Source organism: Streptomyces sp. SID14478 (assembly GCF_010548525.1).
Lineage (GTDB): Bacteria > Actinomycetota > Actinomycetes > Streptomycetales > Streptomycetaceae > Streptomyces.
On the sequence record NZ_JAAGMG010000698.1, the window covers coordinates 1 to 10,512 of the forward strand.

Here is a 10,512-nt window from a genome sequence, read left to right on the forward strand (position 1 = left end):
GCCGTGCGGCTGCTCGCCGACGGCGACGGGGACGGCGTGCACGCGGCCGCCTACGCCTTGCAGCGGCCCGCCACCGTCGTCACGCCGCTGGCCCGCCACGGCGAGAGGGTCCACTGGAGCGCGGCGCACGCCGACCCCGCGTACGACGTCACCGAACTCGGCCACCAGCACCGGGCGCCCCGCGAGCTCACCCTCCTCAACCGCGTCACCCGGTGCACGCGCGAGAACGGGCGGCTCGTCGTCGAGGGCGAAGTCGTCGTGCCCCTGGACCTGTTGGGCGGCGTGCTCACCGCGACCCTCGACTTCAGGGTGCGCGACGCGGGCGAGCGGACCGTGACGGTGCCCGTCGACGACGTACGGCTCCAGGGCGACGTCATCACCTGGCGCGCCGCCGTCCCGCTGACCCGGGCCCTGCGCCCGCGCGGCATCGGCGACCGCGTCTGGGACCCGCGCCTGCGCCTCGGCATCGACGGGGAACTCCTGCCCCCGCTCGACCTGTTCGCCGAGAAGGACACCGTCCCCGCCAAGGCGACGGCGCTGCCGGCCAGGCCCCGGCTGAGCCGGCTGACCGCCGACACCTGGCAGCCGTACGTCACCGCCAAGCACCACCTCGCCGTCTGCCTGCTGCCGCGCAGGCGCCCTGCCCGCAAGGCCAACGCCCTGGCCCGGTACGCCACGAACTTCCGCCCGGCCCGCGTGGTCAAGCAGACCTGGAAGAAGCTGCGCAAGAAGTACGACGCCCTGCATAGTCAGCGCGTCAAGATCCGCGTCTACCGGCGGGTCCTGCGCCGGCTGCCGGTCAGCCGCGGCACCGTGGTCTTCGAGAGCCACATGGGCAAGTGCTACGGCGACAGCCCCCGCGCGATCCACGAGGAGCTGGTCGCCCGGCGCCGCGGGGCGCGCGTCGTGTGGTCGTACGCCACGTCCCCGGCCGGCTTCCCCCAGGGCGCGAAGCTCGTGCGGCGCTGGTCCTGGCGCTACCTGTGGGCGCTGGCCCGCGCCGAGTGGTGGGTCGACAACCAGGGCTTCCCGCACGCCCTCGACAAGCCGAAGCACACCACGTACCTGCAGACCTGGCACGGCTCCGCGTACAAGCGCATGGGCTTCGACGAGATCCGGCACAAGACGCAGAACGCCCCGCAGCGCGAACAACTCGCCCGCGCAGTCGGCCGGTTCGACCACTTCCTGGTCCGCTCCGAGCACGACGTGCAGACCCTCGCGCACGCCTACCGCATCCCCGAGGAACGCCTGATGCGCGTCGGCTACCCGCGCAACGACCGCCTCGTCCAGGCGCGCGGGCGCGACGAGAGCCAAGGGCGCTTCCCCCGCCCGGCCCTCGCCGCCGAACTCGGCATCCCCGACCACAAGACGGTCGTCCTGTACGCGCCCACGTTCCGCGGCACCCCGAAGAACAAAAAGGTCCAACTTCAACTGGATGTGCGGGAGTTCGCCGAACAGTTCGGTGACACGCACACGCTCCTCGTGCGCGCCCACTACATGGAGGCCGCGACCCTGCCGCTCACCCCGCCCGGCACCGTCGTCGACGCGTCCGGCCACCACGACGTCAGCGAACTCCTCGGTCTCGCCGACGTGTTGATCACCGACTACTCGTCGATCATGTTCGACTACGCGCTCCTCGACCGCCCGCTCGTGCACTTCGCCCCCGACCTCGACGCGTACGCCGCCGAGCGCGGCAGCTACTTCGACCTGCGGGCCCGCGCCGGCGGCCCCGTCGTGGAGACGCAGGACGAGCTGCACCGCGTCCTCTCCGGGATCAAGGAGTCGGACGGCGAGTGGCAGGAGGCGCGGCGGGCGTTCGCCGCCGAGTTCGGGACGTACGACGACGGGGGCGCCGCCCGCGCCGTCGTCGACGCCCTCTTCACGCGAAAGGCGGGCAAGTGACCGCTCAGGGCCGCGACCTGTTCCTGGTCGCCAACACCACCGACGAACTCGGCGGCGTCACCGCCTGGACCCACCAGATGGCCCGCCTGTTCACGAGTGCGGGGCACCGGGTGCACGTCATCGGCGTCCACGAGTCCGACCTCAAGATGGCGGTGCCCGAAGCCCCCGCCTATCCGGTGACGAGCCTCTACAAGGAGCACCCGCCGACCCCGCGGGCGCTGCGCGGCGCCCGCCGCTTCAGCGTGCCCGCACGCCGTCGCGAGGCGCGCAGGGTCGCCGCGAAGAAGGAGGCCGTCGCCGCGCTGGAGGCGATCCTGCGGCCGGCGCCGCCCGGCTCCGTCGTCGTGGTCACACAGGTCTGGCCGATGGAGTGGCTGCGCGAGATCGACACCTCGCACCTCACCGTCATCGGCATGAGCCACGAGTCGTTCGCGTACTCGCGCGCCTGCCACCGCTACCACTGGGTGAAGCGGCACTACCCGCACGTCGACCACTGGCTCGCGCTGACCCAGGAGGACGCCGACGTCTGGACGGCCGAGGGCCTGAACAACGTGGGCTTCATGCCGAACGCCCTCGCCGCGCTGCCCGCGATCCCCTCCCCGCGCACGGACAAGGTCGTCGCCTCCATCGGCCGGCTCGCCGACCAGAAGGGCGTCGACATGCTGCTCGACACCTGGGCGAAGGTCGCGCCGTTCCGCGCGGACTGGCAGCTGCACGTGTACGGGGCAGGCGCGGACGAGCCCCAACTCCGCGAGCAGTGCACGCAGTTGGGGCTCGACGGTTCAGTGCGGTGGCAGGGGCGCACGGACGACGTGCCCGGCGCCCTCGCCGCTTCCTCCGTGTTCGTGCAGTCCTCTCGCGGCGAGGGCTTCCCGCTGGCCCTTATGGAGGCGATGGCCAGCGCCGTGCCGTGCGCCGCGTTCGACTGCGCGCCCGGCGTCCGCGAGATCGTCCGCGACGGCGAGGACGGGCTCCTCGCGCCGCTCGGCGACCTCGACGCCCTCGCCGACCGCCTGCTGCGCCTGACCGGCAACCCCCGGCTGCGGGACACCATGGGGGAGCGGGCCCGCGTCAACGTCCAGCGGTTCTCCGAGGAGCGCGTCCTGGAGCTGTGGGAGGACCTCTTCGCCCTGCTGGAGCGGTAGCCCCGGCAGAGCGGGCGTCACCGCCCGAGCAGCGACCGCAGCAGCCCCTTCGACGACGAGGGGGCCACCGCGGCCGCGGGCCGCGCCGCCCGCTCGTACCGGGACGCCGGCTGGGCCGGGATGCGCGCCTTGCGGCCGTCGATGCGGATCATCGAGTGCCCCGCGACCTCCTCCGCTCCGTGCCAGAAGTCGTCGCGGCCCGCGAGCATCTCGCCCAGCTCGGTGCGGACCGGCTCGAAGGCGCCCCAGGTCCCGTAGAACTTCGTGGCAGTGATGCACAGCGGCTTCAGGCCGGTCGTGGCGACGGCGCCCCAGGTGGCCGCGGCCACGCCCGGGCAGTGCTCGGCCCGGAAGTCGTCGAGGACCACGATGCCGTCGTCGCCGAGCAGGTCCCGGGCCGCCGCGATGTCGCCGTGTACGTGCTCGTACAGGTGCGAGGCGTCGACGTGCACGAAGCGGCAGCTGTCGTTCTCCACGGCCGTGGTGATCAGGTGCGAGGGACCCTGGACGACCGTCGGCAGCTCGTCGTGGAACGCCCGGTAGTTGGCCTCGAAGGCGGTACGCGTCAGGGAGCTGTAGGACTTGTTCATCTCCTTGTCGTTGGCCGCGTCGTCCGCGGGGGAGTCGAACAGGTCGCAGACCGTGAACGTCTGGCCGTCCTCCAGGTACTGGCCCATGAAGATGGCGCTCTTGCCCATGTAGACGCCGAGTTCGAGCAGGTCGCCCTTCTGTCCGCGCGCGTTCTGCCGCGTCAGGAACCAGTCGAAGAGCACCTGGTCGATGTTGTGGAACCAGCCCTTCACCTCGTCGAGGCCGGCCGGACGCGGCAGAGCGTGGGGCTCGTGCTGCATGTCAACTCCCATGTCGATGTGGGGATCGGGTGTGGGGGGATCAGAGGTGGGGGACGGTCGTGGCGGAGGGCTCGGTGGTCTGGCGGGGGACGCCGGCGCCGGGCACCGGTGCGGACACCGTCTCGCCGAGCACCAGGTGGCGCACGACGCGCTCGCCCGCGCGGCCGTCGTCGTACCCGCAGAAGCGCTGGCGGAAGGCGGCCCGCAGCTGCGCGGAGCGCGAGCCGCGCCAGTGCCCGGTGGCGAAGATGTCGATCAGCTCGTCCTCGGACCGGGCGACCGCGCCCGGCGGGAACGCGCGCAGGTCGAAGTACGTGCCGCGGGCCGCCTCGTACGCCTCCCAGTCGTCCGCGTGGACGACGATCGGCCGGTCCAGGCACGCGTAGTCGAACATCACCGAGGAGTAGTCCGTGACGAGCGCGTCCGCCGCCAGGCAGAGGGACTCGATGCTCGGGTGGTCCGACACGTCGATGAGGCGGCCGCCCGCGGCGCGGGCCAGCGGCTCGTCGTACGCGTGGTGGGCGCGGGTGAGGATCACGAAGCGGGGGCCGAGGGTGCGCAGCATCCGCTCCAGGTCCAGCGTCAGGCGCTGGGTGATCCGGTAGTCCCGGTGCGTGGGCGCGTACAGGATCGCGATCGCCTCGCGGGGGATGCCGAGGCTCTCGCGGATGCGGGCGATCTCCTGGGCGCTCGCGTTGTGCAGCCGGTCGTTGCGCGGATAGCCGTATTCGAGCGTCGTGTACGAGGACGGGAAGACGCGTTCCCACACGAGGGTGGAGTGGCGGTTGGCGGACAGGACGTAGTCCCACTTGTCGACGTTCCGCAGCAGCTGCCCGAAGTCCGTGCCGCGGGCCGCAGCCGGGTGGTCCTGGAGGTCCAGGCCCATCTTCTTCAGCGGGGTGCCGTGCTGGGTCTGGATCATGACCTGGCCGGGGCGCTTGACCAGGCGGCGGTCGAAGTTGACGTTGTTCACGAGGTACTTGGAGCGGGCGAGAGCCGTCCAGTACGCGGCCGTGCCGGGCGTCAGGCGGCGGGTGGCCGTCGGGATGGTGTGGTGGTGCTCGGGGGCCGCGATCCACGCCGTGCGCACGTGCGGGGCGTGCTCGCGGAACGCCTCTTCCAGGGCGCCCGGGTTGCAGCCGTGGCCCCGGCCCCAGTAGCTGGTGAAGACCGCGTCGTTCTCCCGTACGGGCAGCCGCAGTTGGATGCGGTAGTGCACTTGGAGGGCGGCGGCCCTGAGGGTGCGGCGGGCCGTGGCCGCGTACCGGCCCGCCCGCCGCTTGACGTGCAGGGCGGTCCACAGGGCGCGGTACGTGCGGTGCGAGCCGAGGCGTACGAGCGCGTGCCGCAGCCGGGTGCGGCGCGGTACTGGCGCCCCCTGGATCCGGTAACGGGCGTAGTGCGCACGGGAGTTGCGCAGGAACGCGGCGCGGCTGCGGCGCGGCAGCCGGCCCCGCTTGGTGAAGATCGTGGACAGGTGGTCGACCATGCGCCGGAACATGACCGGCCGCCACTGCTCGTCCAGGTCGGGATGCTGGTCGAGGAAGTCGAAGACGCGGTCGTACTGGTCGAAGATGTCGAAGTGCTTGGGCGATGTCGTGCCGAGGATGTTGCCCTGCCTGCGCTGTCGGTAATGGACGCAGACCCGGTCGAGGGTCGCGATGGTCTCGGAGGCCATCAGCACTGGGTAGGTCCACGGGGTGTCCTCGTAGTAACCGGGAGGGAACGAGAAGCCCTCCCGCTCGATGAACTCCCGGTTGTAGGCCTTGTTCCAGACCACCATCAGGATGCGCAACAGCCCCGGCCGGTCAGCGAGCCGGAAGGGTGCGGGCCCCTCCTGCGTCAGCAGCGAGGAGTACTGGTTGCGGACCGTGCGGCCGTCCCAGAAGGTGCGCGCGTAGTCGTAGTGCAGGACGTCGGGGGAGCCGGTCTCCTTGATGCGGTCGGCGATCGCCTGCAGGGCGCCGGGGGTGAGGCTGTCGTCGCTGTCGAGGAACAGGACGTAGTCGCCGGTGGCGTGCCGCAGGCCGGCGTTGCGGGCGCGGCCGAGGCCGACGTTCTCGTCGAGGTGCACCGCCCGGACGCGGGCGTCGCGTGCCGCGAACTCGTCGATGATCGCGCCGCAGGCGTCCGGCGAGCAGTCGTCCACGGCGATCACTTCGAGGTCCGTGAAGGACTGTTCCAGGACCGAGGCGAGGGACTCGTGCAGGTACGCCTGCACCCTGTACGCGGGGACGATGACACTGAACCGGGGCAAGGTGGCACATCCATGGGTCGGCGCGGGCATACTGCCCGGGAACGCCCGACGGAGTGATCGGGTTACGCCGGATGCGGCATACGGGGGACGTGTGCGCAGGCAAGAGGGGCGGGCCGTGGTTCCCTGGCCCGCCCCTCAACCTGCCGTCGGTTACGGCTACTTCACCGCGCCCGCCATCACGCCGGACACGAACTGCCGCTGGAACGCGAAGAACACGGCCAGTGGGATCACCATCGAGATGAACGCCCCCGGCCCGAGCACGTCGACGTTGTTGCCGAACTGCCGGACCTGCGTCTGCAGGGCGACCGTGATCGGCTGGCTGTCGGTGTCCGTGAAGATCAGCGCGACCAGCATGTCGTTCCAGACCCACAGGAACTGGAAGATGCCGAGCGAGGCGATCGCGGGACCGCCGAGCGGCATCACGACCCTGACGAACAGGCGCAGTTCGCCCGCGCCGTCGAGCCGCGCCGCCTCCAGGAGCTCGCGCGGGATCTCCGCGAAGAAGTTCCGCAGCAGGAACACCGCGAACGGCAGCCCGAACCCGACGTGGAAGAGGATCACGCCGAAGATCGAACCGAAGATCCCGATGTCGCCGAAGAGTCGTGCGATCGGCACCAGGGCGAGCTGCACCGGCACCACCAGCAGGCCCACCACGATGAGGAACCACCAGTCGCGGCCCGGGAACTCCATCCAGGCGAACGCGTACCCGGCCAGCGAGCCGATGACGATGACGAGCAGCGTCGCGGGCACCGTGATCAGGGCCGTGTTCAGCAGGGAACGGGTGATGTCGGAGTTCTCCAGCAGGTTGCTGTAGCTGTCGAAGGTGAGCTGCGAGGGCTTGCTGAAGACCTTCCACCAGCCGCTCGCCGACATGTCCTCCGGGGTGCGCAGCGAGGACAGCAGCAGTCCGATCGTCGGCACCAGCCACAGCGCGCCCACCAGGATGAGGACGAACTGCAGGAACCCGCCGCTGACCTTCTCGGCGACCCTGCCCGCGAACGAACGCGGGGCCTTCACCGTCTCTTTGGCGGTGGTCATCGTCGTACCTCCCGCCGCAGCCTGCGCATGTTGAACCACATCACCGGGATCACGAGCAGCAGCAACAGGACCGCGATCGAGCTGGCCAGGCCCTCGTTGGACTCGCTGAAGGCCGAGCGGTACAGCTGCAGTGCCAGCACGTTGGCGTCGTCCTGCGAGGCGCCCGGCGCGATGATGAAGATCAGGTCGAAGATCTTCAGCACGTTGATCATCAGGGTGACGAGGACGACCGCGAGGACGGGTGCGAGCAACGGCACCGTGATCCGCCGGAACACCTGCCACTCCGTCGCCCCGTCGACCCGCGCCGCCTCCAGCAACTCCCTGGGGATTCCGGCGAGTCCGGCGCCGATGAGGACCATGGCGAACCCGGCCCACATCCACACGTACGCGACCATGATCGAGGTCGTCACGATGTTCAGGTAGAGGTCGAAGCCGCCGAGGTGGATCGTGAAGAACTTCTTGTCGCCGAGCCAGTCGACGCCGTTGTAGGCCTCCTTGAAGTTCGCGGCCGGCAGCCGGAGCTTCGCGCCGTCCGCGGACGCGGGGAGCGTGAAGCTGCCGTCGGCGGCGGCCGTCGTGGACGCCACCACCTTGCCGCCCTTGACGGCCTCGATCTTCATGCCCGGGTAGCCGAGCTCGGTGGAGTCGAGGTTGTTGATGCCGCCCGCGCCCTTGCCGAGGGTGAAGTCCTGCCAGACGGTGCCGGTGACCTTCGCCTGCGCACTCGTCGGCAGCTTCGCGGGCTTCGCGTCCTTCGGCATCTGGTCGGCCGCGACGCCGACGAGCGCCAGCAGCACCTGCTGCCCGGCCTTCACCGGTTCCTTGGTGAGGAACGGGCCGCCGCTCTTGCCGGCCACCGTCCCGTTCGGCCGCGGATGGGCCTTGGGGAACGCGGAGGAGTCGGCGAAGGTGTCGTGGACCGAGACCCAGGCCGCGTTGACCGCGCCCTTCTGGGGGTCCTGGTCGTACACGAGCCGGAAGATGATGCCCGCGGCCAGCATCGAGATCGCCATCGGCATGAAGACGACCAGCTTGAACGCGGTGGCCCAGCGGATGCGCTCCGTCAGCACGGCGAAGATCAGGCCGAGCGCCGTGGCGATCGTCGGGGCGAGCACCACCCACCAGATGTTGTTGTTGATCGCGGCCTTGGTGTCGGCCCGCGTGAACAGCGTCTCGTAGTTGTCGAATCCGATGAACGAGTCGCCCGACGCGTCGAAGAAGCTGCGCACGACCGAGTACCCGATGGGGTACACGACCAGCGCGCCGAGCAGCACGAGCGAGGGCAGCAGGAACAGCAGCGCGACCGTCCTGCGGGTGCCCGTCACGCTCTTGAAGCGGCGGGGCTCCGGATTTTGTTTCCGTGTGGGGGCGGGCGCCGGTGCCTTCGCCAAGTCCCTTGGGGTGTCAGGGGACTTGGCGTCGCGCTCCGGTATCCCGCCGCCGTCGGCGGTGGTCATCGCCGCGTCAGTTCTTGTACGCCTTGGCCGCCTCGGCCTCCAGCGTGCGCTGGGTGCCGGCGACGTCCTTCGGGTTGACCAGGAAGTCCTGCAGCGCCTTCCACTCGCCCTTGCCGGGGGTGCCGCCGAACGCCTGCGGGGTCTGGTCCGACATGTCGAAGCGGAAGTCGTCGCCCGCGTCGATGACGGCCTTCGCGATCTTGCGCTGCACCGCGTTCGGGTACGCCGACAGGTCCACGCCCTTGTTGGGGGAGAGGTAGCCGCCCAGCTTGGCCTGGATCGTCGCCGCCTCGGGCGAGGCCAGCCACGTCGCCAGGGCCTGCGAGGCCTTGGAGTCCTTCAGGATGACCGCCGCGTCACCGCCGCTGACGACCGGGGCCTGGTCGCCGACGGCCGGGAACGGGAACACCTTCGCGTCGGTGCCGACCTTCGCCTTGGTCTGCTGGATGTTGACCTGCGCGAAGTCGCCCTCGTAGACCATGGCGCCCTTGGGCTGGTCACCGCCGGTGAAGGCCTGCTCGACCGACTTCGTGAACTCGGTCTGCACGGCTTCCTTGTTGCCGCCCGCGAGGAAGTCGCTCTTGCCCCACAGCTGTGCGAGCGTGGTCAGCGCCTGCTTCACGGACGGGTCGGTCCACTTGATCTCGTGCTGGGCGAGCTGGTCGTACTTCTCGGGACCGGCCTGCGAGAGGTAGATGTTCTCGAACCAGTCGGTCAGCGGCCAGCCGTCGGCCCCGCCGAGCGAGACGGGGGTGACCCCGGAGTCGTAGATGGCCTGCGCGGTGGCCAGGAACTCCTTCCAGGTCTTGGGCTCCTTCGCCGCCGCGTTGTCGAAGACCTTCGCGTTGTACCAGACCAGCGACTTGTTGGCGGCCTTGTAGTACGCCGCGTACTGCGTCCCGTCGACCTTGCCGAGGTCCTGCCAGCCCTTGCTGTAGTTCTTCGACAGCTCCGCCTGGGCCTCCTTGCCGAGCGGCTTGGCCCACTTCTTGTCGACGGCCTGCTTGATGGCGCCGGGCTGCGGCAGCATGGCGATGTCCGGCGGAGCGCCGCCCGCGACCTTCGACCCGAGGAAGTTGATGATCGGGTCCTGCGCCGGCACGAAGGTGACCTTGGCGCCCGTCCGCTTCTCGAACTCCGCGAGGACCTGCTTGAAGTTCTTCTGCTCGTCGCCGGTCCACACGGCGGTGATCTCCAGTGACTCGCCGTCCAGCTTCGGCAGTTGGACCCCCGAGGCGGGAGCCTTGCTGCTGGCGTCGCCGCTGGGCTTGTCGTCCTTGCTGTCCCCGCAGGCCGTGAGCGCGAGGGCCAGCGAGCCGATGGCCACGGCCGCCGCGGCTCGGCGGAATATGGGTGTACGAAGGGTGCTGCGCATCACTGCCCCGTTCTCCTGAACGCTGAACGTACGTACCGAGCGCTGTGCCGTGCTGTCCGTGCGCACTGGTCTACGCCCGACCAGGGAGGACCGGCAAGAGCCCCCGTGGTGTCAACACGGTGATCGTGACGGGGTCGTGATGCGTCAACGTCATTACAGGGTGGGGCAATTGGGCCGGGACGAGGCCCGTGGCCCGGCCCGAGGCCCCCGCGGTCTCCGGCCGGTCTCCAGGCGGGCTCTACAGAAGCGAGGGCACCTCTTGGGCCGCCACCGAGCGGGCCGCCCGCTCCAGGGCGCTGGCGAGGAGGGCCAGGTCCGTCGGTCCGTTGCCCAACTCCCTTACGGGGCGCCGGTCCGGCGGGTCTCCCATCCGGGCCCAGTCGAGGGCGACCACGGTCGGGCGCTGCGTGGCCGTGCGCGGGATGCGCCCGGTGACCCGGCCGGCCTGCAGCCCCACGTCCCGTCCGTCGGCGCCGTGCAGGCGGCC

Annotated in this window: 7 protein-coding genes and 1 pseudogene; 2 read left to right on the plus strand and 6 right to left on the minus strand. The window is 70.5% G+C overall.

Annotated features, from left to right (window positions below; genetic code table 11):
* Together G3I40_RS23240 and G3I40_RS23245 are read left to right on the plus strand one after the other, a co-directional pair.
* Nucleotides 1-1,902, plus strand: a 1,902-nt coding sequence (locus G3I40_RS23240) for a CDP-glycerol glycerophosphotransferase family protein (protein ID WP_203644645.1), incomplete at its 5' end; no start/stop codon positions are given.
* Nucleotides 1,899-3,047, plus strand: a complete 1,149-nt coding sequence (locus tag G3I40_RS23245) for a glycosyltransferase (RefSeq protein WP_164304061.1) — start codon at nt 1,899-1,901, stop codon at nt 3,045-3,047. The genes G3I40_RS23240 and G3I40_RS23245, both read left to right, overlap by 4 nt.
* 17 nt (nt 3,048-3,064) lie before the next feature.
* Here the strand turns inward: G3I40_RS23245 and G3I40_RS23250 are convergent, their stop codons facing one another.
* From G3I40_RS23250 to G3I40_RS23275, 6 genes and pseudogenes are all read right to left on the minus strand, one after another.
* Nucleotides 3,065-3,898: a class I SAM-dependent methyltransferase gene (locus G3I40_RS23250; protein ID WP_164304062.1), complete on the minus strand. Its 834-nt coding sequence runs from the start codon at nt 3,896-3,898 to the stop codon at nt 3,065-3,067.
* Nucleotides 3,899-3,938: 40 nt separating this feature from the next.
* Nucleotides 3,939-6,155, minus strand: coding sequence for a bifunctional glycosyltransferase family 2 protein/CDP-glycerol:glycerophosphate glycerophosphotransferase (locus G3I40_RS23255; protein ID WP_164304063.1), 2,217 nt, complete (start codon nt 6,153-6,155; stop codon nt 3,939-3,941).
* Between the two features lie 156 nt (nt 6,156-6,311).
* Nucleotides 6,312-7,193: a carbohydrate ABC transporter permease gene (locus tag G3I40_RS23260; RefSeq protein ID WP_164304064.1), complete on the minus strand. Its 882-nt coding sequence runs from the start codon at nt 7,191-7,193 to the stop codon at nt 6,312-6,314.
* Nucleotides 7,190-8,518, minus strand: coding sequence for a sugar ABC transporter permease (locus G3I40_RS23265; protein WP_164304066.1), 1,329 nt, complete (start codon nt 8,516-8,518; stop codon nt 7,190-7,192). Before G3I40_RS23265 ends, G3I40_RS23260 begins: the two co-directional genes overlap by 4 nt.
* Before the next feature lie 139 nt (nt 8,519-8,657).
* Complete coding sequence (locus G3I40_RS23270; protein ID WP_164304065.1) at nt 8,658-10,025, minus strand: ABC transporter substrate-binding protein; 1,368 nt, start codon at nt 10,023-10,025, stop codon at nt 8,658-8,660.
* Nucleotides 10,026-10,263: 238 nt separating this feature from the next.
* Nucleotides 10,264-10,512, minus strand: a pseudogene (locus G3I40_RS23275) (cell division protein FtsK); the annotation flags it as partial.